This window comes from Pantoea eucrina (genome assembly GCF_002095385.1).
GTDB lineage: Bacteria > Pseudomonadota > Gammaproteobacteria > Enterobacterales > Enterobacteriaceae > Pantoea > Pantoea eucrina.
Genome location: NZ_MIPP01000012.1, coordinates 22,588 through 42,437, shown reverse-complemented (window position 1 = coordinate 42,437; position 19,850 = coordinate 22,588). Strand labels below are relative to the sequence as shown.

General features: G+C 54.8%; 23 protein-coding genes and 2 tRNA genes. 14 read left to right on the top strand and 11 right to left on the bottom strand.

Features of this window, described 5'->3' with window-relative positions:
* Position 1 precedes the first annotated feature (1 nt).
* The 5 genes from fliP to HA43_RS07450 all read left to right on the top strand — a co-directional run bounded on the left by fliP (position 2) and on the right by HA43_RS07450 (position 4,960).
* Positions 2–736 carry a flagellar type III secretion system pore protein FliP gene (gene fliP, locus HA43_RS07470; protein WP_039385989.1) on the top strand — a complete coding sequence of 245 codons (735 nt, stop codon included), beginning with the start codon at positions 2–4 and terminating at the stop codon, positions 734–736.
* A 34-nt stretch (positions 737–770) separates the two neighbouring features.
* Positions 771–1,040, top strand: a complete 270-nt coding sequence (fliQ, locus tag HA43_RS07465) for a flagellar biosynthesis protein FliQ (protein WP_039385151.1) — start codon at positions 771–773, stop codon at positions 1,038–1,040.
* Positions 1,040–1,828: a flagellar biosynthetic protein FliR gene (gene fliR, locus HA43_RS07460; RefSeq protein ID WP_071667960.1), complete on the top strand. Its 789-nt coding sequence runs from the start codon at positions 1,040–1,042 to the stop codon at positions 1,826–1,828. Before fliQ ends, fliR begins: the two co-directional genes overlap by 1 nt.
* A 628-nt stretch (positions 1,829–2,456) precedes the next feature.
* Positions 2,457–3,092, top strand: coding sequence for a transcriptional regulator RcsA (gene rcsA / locus HA43_RS07455; protein ID WP_039385157.1), 636 nt, complete (start codon positions 2,457–2,459; stop codon positions 3,090–3,092).
* 161 nt (positions 3,093–3,253) lie between these two features.
* Entirely contained in the window at positions 3,254–4,960 is a 1,707-nt protein-coding gene (locus HA43_RS07450; RefSeq protein WP_071667961.1) for a methyl-accepting chemotaxis protein, read from the top strand.
* A 49-nt stretch (positions 4,961–5,009) separates the two neighbouring features.
* On the opposite strand, the gene dsrB is transcribed toward HA43_RS07450, so the two are convergent.
* Entirely contained in the window at positions 5,010–5,204 is a 195-nt protein-coding gene (dsrB, locus tag HA43_RS07445) for a protein DsrB (RefSeq protein WP_039385162.1), read from the bottom strand.
* 65 nt (positions 5,205–5,269) lie between these two features.
* Positions 5,270–5,428, bottom strand: a complete 159-nt coding sequence (locus tag HA43_RS07440; RefSeq protein WP_039385165.1) for a YqaE/Pmp3 family membrane protein — start codon at positions 5,426–5,428, stop codon at positions 5,270–5,272.
* A gap of 318 nt (positions 5,429–5,746) precedes the next feature.
* On the opposite strand from HA43_RS07440, the gene HA43_RS18835 reads away from it, so the two are divergent.
* From HA43_RS18835 to HA43_RS07430, 3 genes are all read left to right on the top strand, one after another.
* Positions 5,747–5,923, top strand: a complete 177-nt coding sequence (locus HA43_RS18835; protein WP_158086433.1) for a hypothetical protein — start codon at positions 5,747–5,749, stop codon at positions 5,921–5,923.
* Positions 5,924–6,275: 352 nt separating this feature from the next.
* Positions 6,276–7,076, top strand: coding sequence for a mannosyl-3-phosphoglycerate phosphatase-related protein (locus HA43_RS07435; RefSeq protein ID WP_094111327.1), 801 nt, complete (start codon positions 6,276–6,278; stop codon positions 7,074–7,076).
* Positions 7,077–7,091: 15 nt separating this feature from the next.
* A complete protein-coding gene (locus HA43_RS07430; protein ID WP_039385170.1) occupies positions 7,092–8,312 on the top strand; it encodes a glycosyltransferase family protein in 1,221 nt (406 codons plus the stop codon).
* A 35-nt stretch (positions 8,313–8,347) separates the two neighbouring features.
* Here the strand turns inward: HA43_RS07430 and HA43_RS07425 are convergent, their stop codons facing one another.
* From HA43_RS07425 to HA43_RS07410, 5 genes are all read right to left on the bottom strand, one after another.
* A complete protein-coding gene (locus tag HA43_RS07425) occupies positions 8,348–8,527 on the bottom strand; it encodes a YodC family protein (RefSeq protein ID WP_039385173.1) in 180 nt (59 codons plus the stop codon).
* Between the two features lie 177 nt (positions 8,528–8,704).
* Positions 8,705–8,839, bottom strand: coding sequence for a hypothetical protein (locus tag HA43_RS19310; RefSeq protein WP_255402073.1), 135 nt, complete (start codon positions 8,837–8,839; stop codon positions 8,705–8,707).
* 91 nt (positions 8,840–8,930) lie between these two features.
* Positions 8,931–9,842, bottom strand: coding sequence for a DUF808 domain-containing protein (locus HA43_RS07420; RefSeq protein WP_039385175.1), 912 nt, complete (start codon positions 9,840–9,842; stop codon positions 8,931–8,933).
* Between the two features lie 20 nt (positions 9,843–9,862).
* Positions 9,863–10,129, bottom strand: a complete 267-nt coding sequence (locus HA43_RS07415) for a hypothetical protein (RefSeq protein ID WP_039385177.1) — start codon at positions 10,127–10,129, stop codon at positions 9,863–9,865.
* A 70-nt stretch (positions 10,130–10,199) separates the two neighbouring features.
* The gene (locus HA43_RS07410; RefSeq protein WP_094111326.1) at positions 10,200–10,676 is read right to left on the bottom strand and encodes a very short patch repair endonuclease; all 477 of its coding nucleotides are present in this window, start codon (positions 10,674–10,676) and stop codon (positions 10,200–10,202) included.
* Between the two features lie 165 nt (positions 10,677–10,841).
* Here HA43_RS07410 and dcm point away from each other — a divergent pair, with 165 nt between their 5' ends.
* On the top strand, positions 10,842–12,254 hold the full coding sequence (gene dcm / locus HA43_RS07405) for a DNA (cytosine-5-)-methyltransferase (RefSeq protein ID WP_094111325.1): 1,413 nt from the start codon (positions 10,842–10,844) through the stop codon (positions 12,252–12,254).
* 46 nt (positions 12,255–12,300) lie between these two features.
* Here the strand turns inward: dcm and HA43_RS07400 are convergent, their stop codons facing one another.
* Positions 12,301–12,555 carry a hypothetical protein gene (locus HA43_RS07400; RefSeq protein WP_094111324.1) on the bottom strand — a complete coding sequence of 85 codons (255 nt, stop codon included), beginning with the start codon at positions 12,553–12,555 and terminating at the stop codon, positions 12,301–12,303.
* A 72-nt stretch (positions 12,556–12,627) separates the two neighbouring features.
* Positions 12,628–13,332 (bottom strand): phosphohydrolase, encoded by a 705-nt coding sequence (locus HA43_RS07395; protein ID WP_039385186.1) that lies wholly within the window; start codon positions 13,330–13,332, stop codon positions 12,628–12,630.
* A gap of 584 nt (positions 13,333–13,916) precedes the next feature.
* Between HA43_RS07395 and HA43_RS07390 the strand changes: the two genes are divergently transcribed.
* From HA43_RS07390 to HA43_RS07380, 3 genes are all read left to right on the top strand, one after another.
* Complete coding sequence (locus tag HA43_RS07390) at positions 13,917–14,606, top strand: ASCH domain-containing protein (protein WP_039385187.1); 690 nt, start codon at positions 13,917–13,919, stop codon at positions 14,604–14,606.
* Positions 14,607–14,790: 184 nt separating this feature from the next.
* Positions 14,791–15,567, top strand: a complete 777-nt coding sequence (gene mtfA / locus HA43_RS07385) for a DgsA anti-repressor MtfA (RefSeq protein WP_039385190.1) — start codon at positions 14,791–14,793, stop codon at positions 15,565–15,567.
* A gap of 103 nt (positions 15,568–15,670) precedes the next feature.
* Positions 15,671–15,746: transfer RNA gene (locus tag HA43_RS07380), tRNA-Asn, on the top strand.
* Between the two features lie 58 nt (positions 15,747–15,804).
* Here the strand turns inward: HA43_RS07380 and HA43_RS07375 are convergent.
* Positions 15,805–16,662: a glucose 1-dehydrogenase gene (locus tag HA43_RS07375; protein WP_071667965.1), complete on the bottom strand. Its 858-nt coding sequence runs from the start codon at positions 16,660–16,662 to the stop codon at positions 15,805–15,807.
* 274 nt (positions 16,663–16,936) lie between these two features.
* On the opposite strand from HA43_RS07375, the gene HA43_RS07370 reads away from it, so the two are divergent.
* A tRNA-Asn gene (locus tag HA43_RS07370) sits at positions 16,937–17,012 on the top strand.
* A gap of 62 nt (positions 17,013–17,074) precedes the next feature.
* On the opposite strand, the gene HA43_RS07365 is transcribed toward HA43_RS07370, so the two are convergent.
* Positions 17,075–18,202: an FAD-binding oxidoreductase gene (locus tag HA43_RS07365; RefSeq protein ID WP_280173562.1), complete on the bottom strand. Its 1,128-nt coding sequence runs from the start codon at positions 18,200–18,202 to the stop codon at positions 17,075–17,077.
* Positions 18,203–18,561: 359 nt separating this feature from the next.
* Here HA43_RS07365 and HA43_RS07360 point away from each other — a divergent pair, with 359 nt between their 5' ends.
* Entirely contained in the window at positions 18,562–19,827 is a 1,266-nt protein-coding gene (locus tag HA43_RS07360; RefSeq protein ID WP_094111323.1) for an aromatic ring-hydroxylating oxygenase subunit alpha, read from the top strand.
* The last annotated feature ends 23 nt before the right edge of the window (positions 19,828–19,850 follow it).

Genomic DNA, 19,850 nt, shown 5'->3' with positions numbered 1-19,850 from the left:
GATGCGTCGATTACTCTCTCTGCTGCCGCTGCTGATGCTGCTGGCACCGGCTGCGCACGCGCAGTTGCCTGGTCTGGTCAGCCAGCCGCTGGCTAATGGCGGGCAGAGCTGGTCGCTGCCGGTACAGACGCTGGTGTTTATCACCTCGCTGACCTTTATCCCGGCCGTACTGCTGATGATGACCAGCTTTACACGCATCATTATTGTATTTGGCCTGCTGCGTAACGCGCTGGGTACGCCTTCGGCCCCGCCTAACCAGGTGATGCTCGGCCTGGCGCTGTTCCTGACCTTTTTCATCATGGCGCCCACGTTCGATAAAATCTACGCGGATGCCTACCTGCCCTTCAGTCAGGACAAAATCAGTATGGAAGTGGCGCTGGATAAAGGTGCTCAGCCGCTGCGTGAGTTTATGCTGCGCCAGACGCGCGAAGCCGATCTGGCCCTGTTTGCCCGCCTGGCCAATACCGCGCCTATCGACGGCCCGGAAGCAGTACCGATGCGTATTCTGCTGCCGGCGTACGTGACCAGCGAGCTGAAAACCGCATTCCAGATTGGCTTTACGGTCTTTATCCCTTTTCTGATTATCGACCTGGTGGTCGCCAGTGTACTGATGGCATTAGGTATGATGATGGTACCGCCGGCGACGATTGCGCTGCCGTTTAAGCTGATGCTGTTTGTGCTGGTCGACGGCTGGCAGCTGCTGGTGGGGTCGCTGGCCCAAAGCTTTTATTCCTGACCCTTCATTAATCTTTCCCTGACAGGAGCACAGTATGACCCCGGAATCGGTAATGGTAATGGGCCAGGAGGCGATGCGCGTCGCGCTGATGATGGCGGCTCCGCTACTGCTGGTCGCGATGGTAAGCGGGCTTATCATCAGTATTCTGCAGGCGGCAACGCAGATTAACGAACAGACGCTCTCTTTTATTCCCAAGATTCTGGCGGTGGCGGCTACCGGCGTAATCGCAGGACCCTGGATGCTGAATCTGATGCTGGATTACATTCGCACCCTGTTCAGCAACCTGCCTTATATCATTGGCTGATGGTTACCCTCGACAGCAGTCAGCTTATCCACTGGGTGGCGCAGTTTTTCTGGCCGATGGCGCGCCTGCTGGCGCTGTTTGCCAGCGCGCCGGTGCTGAACGAGCGCAATATACCCAAACGGGTAAAGGTGGCGCTTGCGTTTGTGATCACCTGGATTTTGCTGCCGCTGCTGCCACCGGTCGACGTTACCCTGTTCTCACCTGCCGGTTTCTGGATGCTGATCCAGCAGCTGCTGATTGGTGCCGGTATCGGTCTGACCATGCAACTGGCGTTTTCAGCCGTAAAGCTGGCGGGTGAAATCATTGGTTTACAGATGGGATTATCTTTCGCTACGCTGCTGGACCCGAACACGCGGGTTAACATGCCGCTGCTGGCGCGTTTTCTCGATATGCTGGCGATGCTGCTGTTTCTGACCTTTAACGGACATCTGTGGCTGATCTCGCTGCTGGCAGACAGTTTTCAGACCTTGCCCGTCAGTGCAGAGCCGCTAAGTGCTGATGCCTTTATGGGACTGGTCAAAGGTGCCGGGCTAATTTTCCTTAATGGCATGATGTTAGCGCTGCCCTTAATCATTTTGCTCCTCACGCTAAACCTGGCACTGGGTTTGTTAAACCGTGTTTCACCTCAACTGTCGGTTTTCGCTATCGGCTTTCCTGTGACCTTAACGGTCGGCATCCTCTCTATGGGTATGCTGATGCCGCTTCTTGCCCCATTCTGCGAACATCTGTTCAGCGAAGTCTTTGATTTACTCGCCCGATTTGTCTCAGAACTTTCCCCTGCACGTTAGTTAACGATACTGTTACCATTCTGAAGTGATAGTTAAGCAGTCAAAATCATTCCGTATACTTTTCAAACCATTTTTTTCAGAAATCAACTGAGGAAAATCTGATAAATCGATATTTATCGTGAAAAACATTCTTATTAAACGGTCCGTGGAGTATTTTAGTCAGACGATTCTTAAGGTGGTTTCCCTGACGAATCGGTTGGAAAAATGCTCAAGGGTATGTTTTTAAACAAAAAAAATTTAAAAGCGATTTTTCTTGTCTAATTTCCCTTTTTCCGGCATTGTCAACACTCGCTGAAGCGTCACACTTTCGCGAAACAAATGTTTTTAAGATTTGTCCTATCAGAATTGCCTGTAACATGCGCGATAGTGACACAGCTCTCAAAAACAGGGCGGAAGGTATACTTAAAGCAAATTCCTGGTGATTCCCGCTATCGCCGGGGAAAGAATGACGTGGATGGAACACAAAAAACTTCGCAGAACGGGTCAGGGAAGAGTCATGATGGCGCAGGGATATAATTTGCCAGACTGCAAAGCAGAATAAAAAAGTGTCTTTGAAAATTTCTCTCGTACCGCAAACGCGTATTCATCGTTGATTTAAACGGATAACAAATTGGTGAGGGTCGCTATAATGCCAACGATTATTATGGATTCATGTAACTACACACGCCTGGGACTGTCGGACTATATGTCGGCAAAAGGAGTTAAAAAGAAAAACATTACTGCAGCCACGGATATCGAACAGCTACAACAAAAATGCGAGCAATTAAAACCTGGCGTAGTATTTATTAACGAAGATTGCTTTATTCACGAAGCCGATTCCAGCGATCGCATTCGTGCTATTATCACACAGCACCCGGATACTCTTTTCTTTATCTTTATGGCGATCTCAAATATCCATTTTGAGGAATATCTCTACGTTCGTAAGAACCTGATTATTACATCAAAATCGATCAAGACATCGACTCTGGATTCACTGCTGGGTACTTACCTGCAAAAGAAACTCAATGCGTCACCGCGTATTTCCGCCGGGATGGACATTCATCCACTGACGCTGAGCCAGACCGAATCAAATATGCTGAAAATGTGGATGTCAGGCCATGACACCATTCAGATTTCAGACAAAATGCAGATTAAGGCTAAAACCGTTTCGTCACATAAAGGCAATATTAAGCGTAAAATCAAAACGCATAATAAACAGGTTATCTATCATGTAGTACGTCTGACAGATAATGTAACCTCCGGCATTTATGTTAACGTGCGATAAGCTGTCTGCTACATAATTTATGCTGCCACAGGGCTGGTCTGATGACCAGCCCTGTTGTTTTTTAACGCTTTTGCGATCGCGATCCCATATTCTCACCTAAGCCTTTCCCCTGCCCTGCCGATGTTTGCTTTCAGAACCCTTACCACTATGAGAGCAAGGAAATGAAAACAGCATCGATCGATGTAGATAATAAGCTCAGCCTCTGGCAAAACCTGCGCCTGATGCCGCTATTCAGCGTGATATTCGGCGGCATTCTGCTGCTTTTTGCCCTGTGTATTGGTCTCGCCAGCTATTTTCTCATTCAGAGTAATAATTCGCTGAACGATGCCACCGAAGAGATTCAGGTGCGCATGGGCATTTCCAACAGCTCTAACCATCTGCGCACTGCCCGCCTTAATATACTGCAGGCGGGCGCGGCGACGCGTATTGGCGAGATGGATAGCTATCGCGCCGATCTGGCGCGGACAGAAACGCGCATTAAACAGGCGCGTGAAGGATTTACGCTTTATATGGCGCGCGATGTTAAAACGCCCGCCGATCTGGCCCTGGATGCGCCGCTGACCGCCAGCTTCAATCAATATATCGATAAAGGCGTGAAGCCGATGATTGAGTCAGCGCGTCAGGGTAGCTTCGAAGGCATTGTGGCACAGGAGACCGATGTCACCCGTAAACTGGATGACGCCTATAACGCGCTGCTGCTGAAGGCCATTAAAATCCGTACCGAGCGGGCCGAGGCGATTAACGCCGGGGCAGCGCACCAGGCGCGCCTTGGCTTTATCGCCATGGCAGCGGCGTTTGCGGCTGCATTAGTGCTGGTCGGGCTGACCTTTATTTTTCTGCGGCGGATCATTATTAATCCTCTGCGCCAGTCGGTCGTCCGCATTGAGCGAATTGCCCGGGGTGATTTGACCGCCGCCGATGTGCCGTGCGGGCGTAACGAAATCGGCATGCTGTTGCATAATCTGCAGCTGATGCAGGCCGCGCTGGTACGCACCGTGGGCAGCGTGCGCGAAGGGGCGGAGGCTATTTATCAGGGAACCAGCGAAATCTCCGCCGGGAACACCGACCTCTCTTCCCGCACCGAGCAGCAGGCATCAGCACTGGAACAGACCGCGGCCAGTATGGAACAGCTCACCGCAACGGTGAAGCAGAATGCGGAAAATGCCCATCACGCCAGTCAGCTGGCGGCTGACGCCTCTGACAAAGCGCGCAACGGTGGCGATCTGGTCAGCGGCGTAGTGAAAACCATGAATAACATCTCCGGCAGTTCGAAAAAAATTGCTGAAATCACCAACGTGATTAACAGCATCGCTTTTCAGACAAATATTCTGGCGCTTAACGCTGCGGTAGAAGCTGCCCGGGCAGGTGAACAGGGCCGCGGTTTCGCCGTTGTCGCCAGCGAAGTACGCAGCCTGGCGCAGCGCAGCGCTCAGGCGGCGAAAGAGATCGAAACGCTGATTGCCGAGTCGGTCGCGCTGATTGGTGACGGATCGCATCAGGTGGGCGAAGCGGGAACCACCATGAGTGACATCGTTGAAGCCGTACGGCGCGTTACCGATATTATGGCAGAGATCGCCGCAGCCTCAGATGAGCAGAGCCGCGGTATCCAGCAGGTCAGCCTGGCGGTGACGGAAATGGATAACGTGACGCAGCAAAACGCCTCGCTGGTTGAAGAAGCCTCTTCTGCAGCGGCCTCGCTGGAAGATCAGGCGGGTAAACTGACGCAGGCGGTGGCGGCATTCCGCCTCAGCGACAGCGCTTACGCCACAACGAAAGTTGCGGCGCCGGTCCACGCGGCGCCAGCGGCTCAGCGCACGATGCGTCCGGCACTGGCGGTATCAGGCAGCGATAACTGGGAGACCTTCTGACAGCACGCGCCCCGCTGAAGCGTCAGACGGGGCGCGCGGTTTGGTTTGCTCAGCCGGTGCTTTCAGGCTCAACAAATACGCCTTCGGCGTGGTCGCTTTCGTTAAAAAACCAGATGCCCAGCGGATAGTCCTCCAGCGCCACCAGATACATGGTCCCTTCGTTAAACGGCTCCACCGCCAGCAGTTTACCTGCGCGGCGCGGGCCGCCGTCTGTTTTCACCGTTACGCGTTCACCTGCCTGCATTGCAACCTCTCAGCGACTGTTTTGCGCCAGTGTACCGTAAACAGGCGGCGAAATAGTGATCGCGATCAGCGACGGGCGATAACCCAGACAGCGTGGACGATGCCGGGAATATAGCCACACAGCGTCAGCAGAATGTTCAGCCAGAACGCTCCGCCAAAACCTACCTGCATGAATACGCCCAGCGGTGGCAGCAAAATAGCGATAATAATGCGCAGCAAATCCATACTAACTCCTTGTTATCAATAATAATCAAACAGCGTTAAGCATAGCTGCTTCTGGTAAAAACAGGAGCGACGTCAGGTAAAGAACTGTCAAAAGCCGCTTTTTCACTCTCTTAACGTTTTGCAGCGAGAAGCCTGACGGAGAAAACGCCTATCATCATTTCGCTGCATCAACCCCAAAGAAGCAGCCAACCTAAAAGTAACAAGGATTTTTGCCCGCGCAGCGCGGGCTTTTTTTTTGCCTGTCGCGCTGCGCGCGTATGCGCGTATGCGCGTGCCGCACTATACTCAAGACCCACCCTGGCTTTACGGAGTCCCCGTATGCGTGCAGAAGAAACCCGCCCTCGCTCCCTTCCGGCAGGCAATCCGGAACAGGAAAAAGAGCGCGACCCGGAGTGGTTTGATTCATCGGGTAAAACCGTGGATCAGGCGCGCTGCCTTTCTGAACAGTGCGAAGTGGATATTCACGATTGCAGCTTTTGCGAAGCGAATCGCTGAGAGTGATTTAAAAAAAACCCGGCTCAGGCCGGGTTAAATTTATCAATGGATTCGTTACACCAGGAAACGGTAATGCCGTTTCAGATTACGCTCACTATGTATGAAGGCAACCGGCATTTGTGCATATAAAGTGCAGAAATATGCATATCTTCTGGCGTTAAACCGGCCAGAGAGCCGCGCGGTCTGCGCTTCACCCTGCACACTTCATGCACCGGTAGCTGGCGTCGCGCTGCCTTTTAAGATTATTCCTGGTTGTCGCGTTCGGTACGCCGGAAAAACGTGCAATCGTCATAACGCTATTATACTGATTACTCTCTGCTTTACTCACCTCTGTGGTGTAAGGAGTATGACGATGATTGATCCCGATTCCCCCCTGCTGGTGGTAACCGACCTGGACGGCTCGCTGCTGGATCACCACGATTACAACTGGGAAGCTGCCCGCCCGTGGCTGGACTATTTTGCCGCACGCCAGATCCCGGTAGTGCTCTGCTCCAGTAAAACCGCTGCAGAGATTATCCCGCTGCAGAAGCGCCTGGGTTTAGGCGGAGCGCCGTTTATCGCTGAAAATGGTGCCCGCATCAGCTTTGGCGATGACGTTACGGTTAATGATGAGCCAGGCGCTGACTATCTGGCGCTGTGCGACACGCTGGCCGCGCTGAAAACGGAATTTCGCTTTACCGGTTTTCACGATCTCAGTGATAGCGACGTGGCGAGCTTTACCGGTCTGGCGCTGAGTGACGCCCGGCTAAGCCGCCTGCGTGACGCCTCGGAGGTGATTTTGTGGCGCGACGAGAGCGATAAGCTGGAGGCGTTTCGCGCCGCACTGGCCCGGCATCAGCTTGCTCTGACGCAGGGCGGCCGCTTCTGGCACGTGATGCCGGAAAACTGCGGTAAAGGTATCGCGCTGACGCAGCTGCAGCAGCAGCTGATGCAGCAGGATGGCGTAAGCCGGATAACGCTGGGTCTGGGTGACGGCCCCAATGATATCCCGATGCTGGAGCAGGCGGACTACGCGGTCATTATCAAAGGCTTCAGCAAGTCACCGGTTACACTTAGCCGTACCGATAGCGACCATATCTATCGCACAGCACAAACCGGACCAGAGGGCTGGAGCGAAGGCATAGAACACTTTCTGGCCCCCCATAAGCCGTAATCAGAGGATGAGACGATGAGTGATTTTTATCAGAATGGCGTGATTACGAATTTCCATAACCTCACCCATCGCCGCGTGGAGTCGCTGGAAAAAGAGATGGTGCAGTTTGCCCGCCGGCGCAAGATGGGCCTGATCCTGCCCTCGCTGTTCTCCGAACTGGAGGGCCCGGCGCTGGATAATATTGTTAATGAACTGGCGCAGGTGCCCTATCTGGAAGAGATTGTGATTGGTCTCGATCGCGCCGATCGCGATCAGTTTCTGTTTGCCCGCGACTTCTTCTCACGCCTGCCCCAGCGGCACCGCATTCTGTGGAATGACGGGCCGCGCCTGAAAGCTATTGATGCTGAGCTGGATAAAGAGGGTCTCTCGCCCAGCCAGCCGGGCAAAGGACGCAACGTCTGGTTCTGTACCGGTTACACCCTGGCGTCCGATCGCACCCAGTGCGTGGCGCTGCATGACTGCGATATCGTGACCTATGAGCGCGGCATGCTGGCGCGTCTGCTCTATCCGCTGGCCAACCCGGCGTTTCAGTATGAGTTTTGCAAAGGGTTTTATGCGCGCGTCGCGGATGGCAAGCTCAATGGCCGCGTCGGCCGTCTGCTGGTCGGACCGATGCTGCGTTCGCTGCAGCAGGTATATGGCCACTCCGAATATCTCGACTACCTCAGCAGCTTTCGCTATCCCCTCTCCGGCGAATTCGCCATGCGCACCCATGTGCTTAACGGCATTAAGATCCCTGGCGACTGGGGGCTGGAGATCGGCGTGCTGTCTGAGATCTATCGCAACTATACGACCCGACAGAGCTGTCAGGTCGAGATCGCCGATCACTATGACCACAAGCATCAGCCGCTGGCCGAAGAGGATGGTACCGGGGGGCTGAAGCGCATGAGCAGCGATATTGTCCAGTCGCTGCTGCGCAAGCTGGCGACCATGGGCGTGCCGCTGACCAGCGATTCGTTTCGCGTGCTGAAGGCGACTTATTACCGTAACGCGCTGGATATGATGGAGATCTACCGGCATGAAGCAACCATGAACGGCCTGTCGTTCGATCAGCATAAAGAGGAAGCGGCGGTGGAGATGTTTACCCAGGCCATTCTCGACGCCGGTCAGTCATTTATTGAACGCCCCAACGATAAGCCCTTTATTCCGAGCTGGAGTCGCGTTCAGTCGGCGTTTCCGGATATTCTGCAGCGGATTTACCAGGCGGTGGAAGAAGATAACGAGGGAAAAGTGTAACGGGATTCGGGACGGCGAAACCGTCCCGACCAGATTCAGCTGGCGAGCCGGGATTCCGTAGTCATGTGACTCAGTTCATCACTATGGAATGCCTCACGGCGCACGCTATAGCCATCATACCAACGACACTCAACCATTCCGCTGGCATAGCCGGTTACCACCATCGTGGGTCCGCCCTGTTTGTGCTGAACTTCATCACTCACTGCAAAGGTCATACCGCGCCCTCCCTTTTACCGTTGATTGAACGCTTAAAGGTATAGCAGCCGGACAGACAATTTGCCTATAGGATAATGTTATTAGTGTGATAAAAGAGGAATAAGCAGTGCAAAATCTGGTTCATAAACAAAGCCGGTAATGTTTATTACCGGCTTTGAAATTTTTAGCTGCGATCGTCAGATTTTGCAGCCTTCGCACTCAGCATCATCACTGAGTTCAGCCGGCACTTCGCTGGCTTTTTCCGCCGCTTTCGCTTCAGCCTGTTCCAGCTGGGCATCGATATCAAATTCAAACATATCGTCGTTCATCATCACTCTCCTGAAAATTAGTGTGCCGCGCGTTATATCGCATTGCCAGAGATAAGCGGTAAGCGGCTTGTGCGCCGCTCGCCGCGCTGGCCTGTTATGCCGACTTACCGCGAACTTTAGCGATCAGGTTAACCACCAGCAGCACAATCGCGCCGACAATAAACCCAAGCACCAGATTGGCCCCGTTACTCAGCAGGCCGGAAACCAGACCGTTAAAGCCGCTGCTGTATTCGCTGATAGCGTGATGCAGCGGCGTGATACCATGCACAATAATGCCGCCGCCCACCAGAAACATCGCCAGCGTGCCGACGACGGTAAGAATCTTCATCAGCCACGGCGCCATCGCCAGCAGAAAACCGCCCACTGCCTGCGCCAGTGAAGAGGACTTTTCCCGCAGCCAGTAGCCGAGGTCATCGATTTTCACAATCATCGCCACAATGCCATAGACACCGATGGTCACCAGAATGGCGATACCGGCGAGGATCAGCACCTGATTAAGCAGCGGCGCCTCTGACACGATGCCCAGCGTAATCGCCACGATCTCCGCTGAAAGAATAAAGTCAGTGCGTACCGCACCTTTGACCTTGCTCTTTTCATACGCGCGCGGATCCTGCTGTGCCAGGCTGTCGAGCCGCTGCTGACGCGCTTCCGGGCTCTTTTCCTCTTTATCGTGCTGCAGGCTGTGTAACACCTTTTCCACCCCTTCATAGCAGAGGTAGGCGCCCCCCAGCATCAGCAACGGCGTGATAAGCCAGGGAGCAAACGCCGAAATCACCAGCGCCAGCGGCACCAGGATCAGCTTATTCAGAAATGAGCCTTTCGCAACGCCCCAGACCACCGGCAATTCGCGATTGGCTTTGACGCCCGTGACCTGCTGCGCATTAAGCGACAAATCGTCGCCCAGCACGCCAGCGGTTTTTTTTGCCGCAACTTTGCCCATGACTGAAATGTCATCCAGCAGCGTTGCAATATCATCCAGAAGCGTAAGTAAACTGGTTCCTGCCAAAATGGTAATCCTTATTCCGGTTAGTGTTCCTGACAACAGGGGCAGCGCTCAACCCACGTCACCGACATGTCGGCGATGCCCTCACAATCCCATTCAACGCGTAACGTTTTTCCCTGCGTATCCGCTGCGTGCAGATATTTACTCACCGGACTTTCGGTCATGCCGCTGATCTCCTCTGTGGCAATCAGCCGATCGTCGAGCCAGATGCGTGCCGTGGCCTGTGTCGCCACCAGCCGCTCGTCACGCAGCTGATAGAGCCGCCTGACCGTCAGTTTAATACTGCTCATGGTAGTGCTCCGCGTCCCAGAGAAAAACGTGATCTAAACGATTATTGCCGCGTAAAGCAATCATCGCAGGCTAGAGTGGTTGGTAATGATGCAATCCCTGGTGATCCAGCTCCGCGCTCTGCCCGGCGGCCAGCAGCCACTCCTCAAGGCGCTCAATCAGCTGATTGTCATCCAGCCGCAGCTTACCGCGCAGCGCGCACTCCCAGACAATCAGAACCTTCCAGCCGGTCTCCTGCAGCTGCTGCACATAGCGCCGGTCACGCTCAACGTTACTGTTGATTTTGCCGTTCCAGAAACTGGTGCGCGTGGCGGGCATTTTAAACAGATAGCAGTGATGACGATGCCAGAAACAGCCGTGCACAAAGATAATGGCCTGCTGCTCAGGCAGCACGAAATCGGGCCGCCCCGGCAGCGCTTTATCCTGCACGCGAAAGCTGAAGCCGCGATCTTTCAATATCGCGGCCACGCGCTGTTCAATCGCCGTATCCTGATTTCGGATCGCGCGCATATTTTTACTGCGGATCTCTTGTGAGTGAACGTCAGCCATGCCGTTTCCTTTTCCTGCGGGCCTATTCAACTTTAGCGTTTTACGGCAAAAGCGAAAGCGGCGGCGTAAAAGAGTGCGGCACGGCGCGCAGCGCGACACGACGCGCTAATTTCAACCCTGACAGATGAGTGGTAGCATAGTCGCTCAACTGTTAAGGAAAAACGCATGCTCGTTCCCGATCCCGCCGCACCGGCTACCCCCTCTTCATTAACCGCTGCGCAGGATGATTTAGCGCTGTTACTGCAGGTACTGGATATCTACGCGGCGCGCGATGTGATGCAGACCCTCAACGCCGCCGGCACAGGCCACTGGAGCGTGGCGAAGCTGAACCGTCTGCGCAGTGGCAAAGCCGCGTCGGTAATGCTGCTGCCGTCTGAGATCGCCAGCCTGCGCGCCCTGCTGCCATCGCGACCGGCCCACTATGAGAGGCCCGCCTTTCAGTTTATCGATCTCTTTGCCGGTATCGGCGGCATCCGGCGCGGCTTTGAGCAGGCCGGCGGCGAGTGCGTTTTTACCAGCGAATGGAATAAAGAGGCGGTCCGCACCTATAAAGCGAACCACTACTGCGATCCGCTGCGCCACCGGTTCAATACCGATATTCGTCTCGTCACGCAGCCAGCCGGCCTCACTGAGGAGGCGGCTATCTATCAGCATATCGATCGCGCTATCCCCGATCACCAGGTGCTGCTGGCTGGCTTTCCCTGTCAGCCTTTTTCACTGGCGGGCGTCAGTAAAAAGAACGCGCTCGGCCGGGCGCACGGCTTTGAGTGTGAGGCGCAGGGCACGCTGTTTTTTGACGTGGCGCGCATTCTCGCGGCTAAAAAGCCCGCGTTTTTTGTGCTGGAAAATGTCAAGAATCTGAAGAGCCACGATAAGGGCCGCACCTTCGCCATTATTATGGCAACGCTGGATGAGCTGGGTTATGACGTGGCGGATGCGGATGATAAAGGCACACCGGACGCCAAAGTGATCGACGCGCGCTATTTTCTGCCGCAGCACCGTGAGCGCATTGTGCTGGTGGGCATCCGGCGCGATAGCGGCGTTAAGCAGCCCTTTTCACTGCGCGCGTTGCCGGCGCTCTATCCGCCGCAGGTGCCGCCACTGCAGAGTTTGCTGGACGCAGATCCGGGTGAAAAATATACCCTGTCGCCAACGCTCTGGCACTACCTCTATCGCTATGCGCAAAAGCACAAGGCGAAGGGCAACGGCTTTGGCTTTGGCCTGAACGATCCGCAGAATCCGCACTGCTGCGTGCGCACGCTTTCAGCGCGCTACTACAAAGATGGCTCGGAGATCCTGATCGATCGCGGCTGGGATCGCGCGCTGGGTGAACAGAACTTTACCGCTGCTGAGAACATGGCGCGGCGACCGCGCCGGCTGAGCCCGCGCGAGTGCGCGCGCCTGATGGGGTTTGAAGCGCCGGGTGAAGCGCGGTTCCGCATCCCGGTCTCCGATACCCAGGCCTATCGTCAGTTTGGCAATTCCGTGGTGGTGCCGGTATTTGCTGCGGTAGCGAAATTACTGCTGCCGCTGATTGAATACTACAGGCTGAAAGCGCCAGAGCAGGCTAATAGCTGATCGCGCATAAGAAATAGCTCACCCGCCGGGCGGCGGGTGGCAGAGACTACTTCTTCTTCTTGCTCTTTTTCAGTAGCGCACGGATCTGGCGCAGTTCCGTAGCGCTTAACCGGTCGTCCGGCGTCTCATCGGAGTGCAGATTATCTACCGCCGTCTCCTGCTGCGGGGCACTCTGCAGGCTCGCCTGCAGCCGGTTAACAATCTCCTGACTCATTGAAAGCTGATTGTCAGCGGCAAGCTGCTTAATCTCCTCTTTCAGTGCCGGATCAATTTTTATCGTAATGTTCACGGTTTCAGTCATTTCCACACTCCCTGCTATTTTTTTCACAAACGTAGCGGAAGATGAGGCCAGTTAACAGCCTGTCATAAAAATTTAATATTCCTGTAACGTGCAGCAGAAGTCGCGCAGCACGGATTCATCAACCCCCGCCAGGTTCCCCTGCAGCTCGGCACAGAGTTTGGCCATATAGTGCACCAGAAAATCGGCGTTATATTCAGCCAGACGACGTCCCGCTGCCGTTTGCATGGTTTCAGGCAGGCGCAGCAGCTTTTTCTGAAAGTGATCCAGCGTCCACTTCACATCGTCGAGCTCGCGATCGCGCCCCAGCGGATCGTCACTGTCAAACAGCGGCCGGCCCAGTGCGCCAGCCGTGTAGAATACGCGTGCCAGTCCGATAGCCCCCAGCGACTCCAGACGATCGGCATCCTGCACAATTTTTGCTTCTGCGGTCAGCGGCGTAATGGCAGCACTAAAACTGTGCGCCTGCACCGCGTGCGCCACGCTATCTATAAGTTCAGCGGGAAAATCGGGAAAATCCTGCTGCAGAATACGGCGCGTCTCTTCAGCGGCAAACGTAGAGGCAAGATGACGCTGCGGATGGTTCTTCGGCAGATTCACCACGTCGTGAAAGTAGCTGGCGGTCAGTACCACCATGGCATCGGCAGGCGTCTCCTGCATGATACGCGCCGCGCTCATCCAGACCCGACGCAGATGCCCTGTGTCGTGCGCCTTATCGTCATGCTGCCAGTTCAGCCGCAGCCAGTGTTCATAACGTTGTTGCCAGTGTGTAATGGACATGATGTTTCTCCTGTTATGACATGTGGTGCGCGGCGGGAGCTCTTCAGACTCAGCCCTATCTTAGCGGGCAGGTCATGACACTTTTCTTACAGCATTTTTGGGGTGAGAGGGAAAAATCTGCGATCCTGATCATGTTATAGCGTTGTTAAGCCCGCTTGCCCAGTAGCCTTTTTGTTTTCAGCTTTTCCTTATGACGTTTGACTATCGTCAGATTTAGTTAACATAGTTTATGTGTCGCGCTTAACCGCGATGCCAGTGCGCGGGGAATTTAAGCGGTCACTCTTCGCTGACAGATAGCCAGTTATTAGCGGAGAAAAAGGTGAAATAGTCTGAAAATATTTCTATTTTGGCCGTTATAACGTACTGTATAGGGGAAATTTCCGCATTTCGCCGGTACGTTAAGCGATCTGCACCCCACTTTTTGCCTGGATGTTTTTTTAATACCGGAACAGGAAGGGAACGCCTGATTATCAGGTGACAAATTATTAAGCAAATTTGTTTGAAACCTTTATGCTAAGGGTCTCGTCCTGTACAGGATGTAACGTCAACGCTTTCCGGGTTCGTGATATAACAAGAGGTAAAAAATGAAAGAACGGCCGATTCTTTTTTCCGAACAGCGGGTTCGCGCCCTGCTGGTTGGCCAGCAAACACAGACCCGACGCATTATGAAAACGCAGGCATTTGGTCCAGGACAGGACCACCATGAAGGCGTTCATGCGTTTGATGTCAGTGCGAATCATCTTCACGGCTACAAACTGATGTCGATGTCCGATATCAGCGCGCACTGTCCCTTCGGGCAGGTTGGCGATCGCCTGTGGGTACGCGAAACCTGGCGCGGCCCGATTGTGCCGGAAGCGCAGCTTGCAGAGTACGATCGCGATCCCCAGCTGTTTCGCCATCCCGACTTCTGCCAGTATCGTGCTGACAGCAACGAGTTTGGTCAGCTGGAGGACGATCTGCAGGACGCGGAGCAGTTTGGCTGGCAGACGGCCATTCACATGCCGCGCTGGGCAAGCCGCATCGATCTGACCATCACCGCGATCCGGGCTGAAAAAATCCAGGATATCAGCGAGGATGACATCATGGCAGAGGGCGTTCAGACGGACTCGCACTTCCTGAACAACTTCTTTACCATGAATATGAATTCAGAGTCGCCCAAAGAGGCGTATCGCAAAGCGTGGCAAAAACAGTATGGCGCGACCAGCTGGGAGGTTAACCCCTGGGTCTGGGTCATTGAATTTGAGCGCGTTCTGCGCGAAAGCCGATCGCTCTGAGCATGCGCCCTGCGCCTCTTCTGCCCACCGGAAGAGGCGCTTACGCCCCGCCCCGCTTTTTTTTGCTTTTCACTTTGCAAGCGCAATCACAGACACCGTCCCGGCTAACAGGTTGAATAACGGGTTTGACGTCTGGCACATTCTGTCCCGTCGGCACTCCTTCTCTCCTTTTACAGGCGCTGCGATGTTTAAATGGTCCCGGAACGCGCATAAATCCGATGCTGTCGCTGAACTGCCCTGGACGCAGGCGCTGCGGCAGCCAGTGTTTTCTCTGCTTAATCATGACGAGCACGCCGTTCTGATCGGCATGGCGCAGCGCTTTCTGCAGCAGAAAAAATTTGTCCTGCTGCAGGGCACTGAACTGGATGCGCTGCACAGCGCCCGTCTGGCGCTGCTGTTTTGCCTGCCGGTGCTGAAGCTGGGCGTGGAGTGGCTGGATGGCTTTCACGACGTGCTTATCTATCCTGAACCCTTTGCGGTTGATGATCGCTGGGAAGATGAGAGCGGGCTGGTGCATCAGGCGCCCGCTGTACACGCCGGGCAGAGCTGGACGCAGGGGCCGGTGGTGCTCAACGCGCTGGATATTTCCGACGCGTTCGATCTCTCAGGCTATAACCTGGTGATCCATGAAGTGGCGCATAAGCTGGACGCGCGCGGCAGCGGCTACACCAGCGGCATCCCCGCTATTCCGCTGCGCGAGGTCGCTGGCTGGGAGAAAGATTTGCTGCAGGTGATGCAGGAAATTGACGATGAAGTGGCACTCGCGGGTGAAGAGGCCGCGACCTTTGATCCTTACGCAGCCAGCGATCCGGCCGAATGTTTTGCTGTGCTGTCAGAATATTTCTTCACTGCGCCCGACCTGCTCCTTCAGCGCTTTCCGGCGATGTATCGACACCTGCAGCTGTTTTACCGTCAGGATCCTGCTGCCCGGCTTGCGACACTGGCGGCGGAATCTGCCTGATCCCTGCGCGGGCTGTATCTTTGCTAGCCAGTTGAATGCAATTGTGTTTTAAGCTGTTGACAGGCTCGTGCGGGGCCACTACTATTCGCCTCGTTCACACGATTCCTCTGTAGTTCAGTCGGTAGAACGGCGGACTGTTAATCCGTATGTCACTGGTTCGAGTCCAGTCAGAGGAGCCAGAATTAGAAAAGCCCGCTCAGGGAAACCTGAGCGGGCTTTTTGCTGTCTGCGCCGGCGTTAAATCACCGCTACCCCGCCGGTTACGGCAATGGTTGCCCCTGAGATATAGCTGGCTTCGTCGCTGGCCAGCATGACATAAGAAGAGGCCAGCTCAGCGGGCTGCCCCATACGCTGCAGCGGCACCTGGCTGCCAAAACTTTCGACCTGCTGCGGCGGCATAGTGGCAGGGATCAGCGGCGTCCAGATAGGTCCCGGTGCGACCGCGTTGGCACGAATGCCCTTATCCGCCAGCAGCGCGGCAAGGCTGCCGGAAAAGTTAATGATGGCGGCTTTGGTGGCCGAGTAGGCAATCAGTTTTGGTTTTGGCTGATCGGCGTTGACTGACGCGGTGTTAATAATGGAGCTGCCGGCTGGCATATGCGGTACCGCGGCTTTACAGATGTAGAACATCGCATAGAGATTGGTTTTCATCGTGCGGTCAAACTCATCATCATCAATCTCATCCAGCGAGTCGCGCGTCATCTGGAAAGCGGCGTTGTTGACCACAATATCAATTTTGCCAAAACGGTCCGCCGTCTGCGCCACGATGCTGCGGCAGTGTTCCGCCTGCATAATATCACCCGCGATCAGCAGCGCCTGCTGCCCGGCAGCTTCCACCAGCTGCGCGGTATCTTTTGCATCTTCGTGTTCATCCAGGTAGGAGATGACCACGTCGGCGCCTTCACGGGCGTAAGCGATGGCCACTGCGCGGCCAATACCGGAGTCGCCGCCGGTGATAATCGCGGTTTTGCCTTTCAGCCGGCCGCTGCCCTGATAGCTGGTTTCGCCGTGATCGGGCACCGGCTGCATCTCGCGAAAGCTGCCGGGCCACTGCTGCTGCTGCGCCTGCTGCGGATTTTCTGGACGATCGGTCATAACGCGCTCCTTTTTCAGCGAAGAGGTAATCTGGCTCAGGTGAACAGCATCAAGTGTAGCAGCCATAACCAGAATGCAAGGCGGAGTGATAAGCGTAACGGCTTGAGAGATAAGTCTATTTCTGCAAAAAACGGCCTTTTCGCAGGGTGTCAGGCAGCGGCAGATGCTGACAAAACCAGCAGGTTGCTGCAGGAAGCAGCAAACAACCGGCGGGCACTAAATCACGTTTTGACAGCCGCCGGAGAGTTGATTATTATGCGCGCCGAAACACAATTCCTCTGTAGTTCAGTCGGTAGAACGGCGGACTGTTAATCCGTATGTCACTGGTTCGAGTCCAGTCAGAGGAGCCAGATTAAAAAAGCCAGATGTCAGCTGACATCTGGCTTTTTGCTTTCCGTCGGTGCGCGGCGGGTCAGAATTCCACGACCACATTGCCTTTCGGCACGCTGCAGCAGGAGAGGATATAGCCCTCTTCGGCATCCTCGTCGGTAATGCCGCCGTTGTGGTTCATCTCAACCTCACCTTCCAGGCACTTCACCTTGCAGGTGCCGCAGATCCCCATGCCGCACGCTTTCGGGATATGCAGGCCCAGCTTGGCAGCGGCGGCGTGAACGGTTTCACCCGGCGCAATTTTCACGCTCTTATCACTCTGCGTAAACGCCACGGTCAGCAGCTCGGAACTGCAGAGCGCGTCGGCCAGTTCGGCCGCTTCTTCCGCCTCCTGCACCACCTGCTCCTGTACCACCTCCGGCGTGGCACCAAACGACTCTTCATGGTAGTGCGCCATATCGTAGCCGACGTTTTCCAGAATCGCTTTCACCGCGCGCATATAGGGCGTCGGTCCGCAGCAGAAGATCTCCCGCTCCATAAAATCAGGCGCGATCATCTGCAGCATGGCGTGGTTCAGAAAGCCGCGAAAGCCTGCCCAGTATTGTCCTGATTCATAGCGTTCGCAGATGATGCTCAGTTTGAAGTTAGGAATACGCGCCGTCATATTCTCCAGATCGCGGCGGAAAATAATATCTTCCGGCGTGCGGGCGCTGTGCACAAACACCATGTCTACATCAGCGTTAGTGTCAAAATACCAGCGCACCATCGACATCATCGGCGTAATGCCAACGCCGCCGGAGAGAAACAGCGCCTTATCGCCGGGATAATCGATGCAGTTAAACTGCCCTACCGGGCCGTGTACCGCCAGATCCATGCCTTCGCGCATATTCGCGTGCAGCCAGTTAGATACCACGCCGCCCGGCACCTGTTTTACCGTGATCGAAAAGCTATACGGCACCGAGGGAGAGCTGGAGATGGTGTAGGAGCGAAACACGGTCTGCCCCTCAATCATCAGCTCCAGCGTGACAAACTGCCCCGGCTTAAAGAAGAACATCACCGGCTGCTCCGCCATAAAGCAGAAGGTTTTCACGTCCCAGGTTTCCTGTATGACCTTAACGCACCGCACCGCATGACGGCCATTGGTCCAGGTCTGCGTGGTGACAGGCTCAAAAGCATTGGTATTCAGTACCGTGATATTTCTCTCTGTCATACATTTCATTCCCGTCAGGATTGGAGTGATCAATTGCCTGTATCGACGCATGGATAACCACAGGCTTTTGAGCCAGAAACTGCGATTCTCCGTGTAACCCCGCCACAGCATTTAGTTATGCGCGACACGGAAATGCCTGAAAAAACCACATCCGCAGGAAATTCTGCACGCGCGTCTTTAATAGAGGGGATTTATGTCGCTGGCAGAACATTGACGGGCGCCGGACCGGTGCAGCATGTCTGTAATCCGTAGCGATCTTATGGGCTTCCGGTAAGGCGGAAGTCCGGTTTTGTTGATATCCGGCTGCGCCTGTCGGGCGCGAACCACTCCCTTTTCAACCGCGCGAGAAGAGCAACATTATGAGCCACAACGATCTGCTGAATATCACCTGTACAAGCCTTGTCGATGCGAGCGACCGCATGCAGGATCTGCTCGAAAAACGCCAGCCCAACTATTCGCTGCCGCAGGCGCTCTATAATGACCCGACTCTGTTTCGCATTGATATGGAGGAGGTGTTTCAGAAAGAGTGGCTGTTTGCCGGCATGAGCAGCGAAATCCCGAAAAAGGGTGACTATTTTACGCTTGAGGTCGGACAGAACCCGGTGCTGGTTCTGCGCGATGCAGAGGGCAACATCAACGCGTTTCACAACACCTGTCGCCATCGCGGCTCGCGCCTCTGCTCAAAGGAGCGCGGCAAGGTGGCCAATCTGGTCTGTCCCTACCACCAGTGGACGTACGATTTAAAGGGCAACCTGCTCTTCGCCGGTTCAGAGATGAATCAGTCATTTGACATGAAGCAGCACGGCCTGAAAAAAGCGCACTGTAAAACCGCCGGCGGGTTTATCTTTATCTGCCTCGCAGAGACGCCGCCGGAGTCTGACTTCGATGAGTTTCTGGCCACGCTGGCGGAGTATATGGAACCCTATGATGTGGACAACACCAAGCTGGCGGCAGAGTCCCATATGTATGAAAAAGCCAACTGGAAACTGGTGCTGGAGAATAACCGCGAGTGCTACCACTGCGCCGGCAGCCATCCGGAACTGCTGAACAGCCTGCTGGAGTGGGACGACACCAACGATCCGCGCGCGCCGCAGAGTTTCCATGACTACTACAACAAGCAGGCGGCGCTGTGGGATGAGCAGGGTATTCCGCATCGCCATCAGAGCTTTGGTCTGCGCAACCGGATTGTGCGTATGCCGCTGAAAGAGGGCACCAAAGTCATGACCATTGATGGTCGTGAGGGCTGCACCCGGCTGCTGGGCCGTTTTACCAGCCACTATCAGGGATCGATGCGTATTCTGCACCTGCCCAACTCGTGGAACCATATGCAAAGCGATCACTTTATCGTGTTCCGCGTGCTGCCAATCTCCGCGCAGGAGACGATGGTGACGACAAAATGGTTTGTGCATAAAGACGCGGTGGCCGGTATCGATTACGATCCGGAGCGTCTGCGCACCGTCTGGGACGCCACCAACGAGCAGGATCGCGTTCTGGGCGAAGAGAACCAGCGCGGCATCAACTCGATCGGCTATCAGCCTGGCCCCTATTCAGAAACCTATGAATTTGGCGTGATTAACTTTATCGACTGGTACAGTGAAACCGTGCTTAAAAACGTAAAAGGCTGACCTGATAACAGAAAACCCGGCTG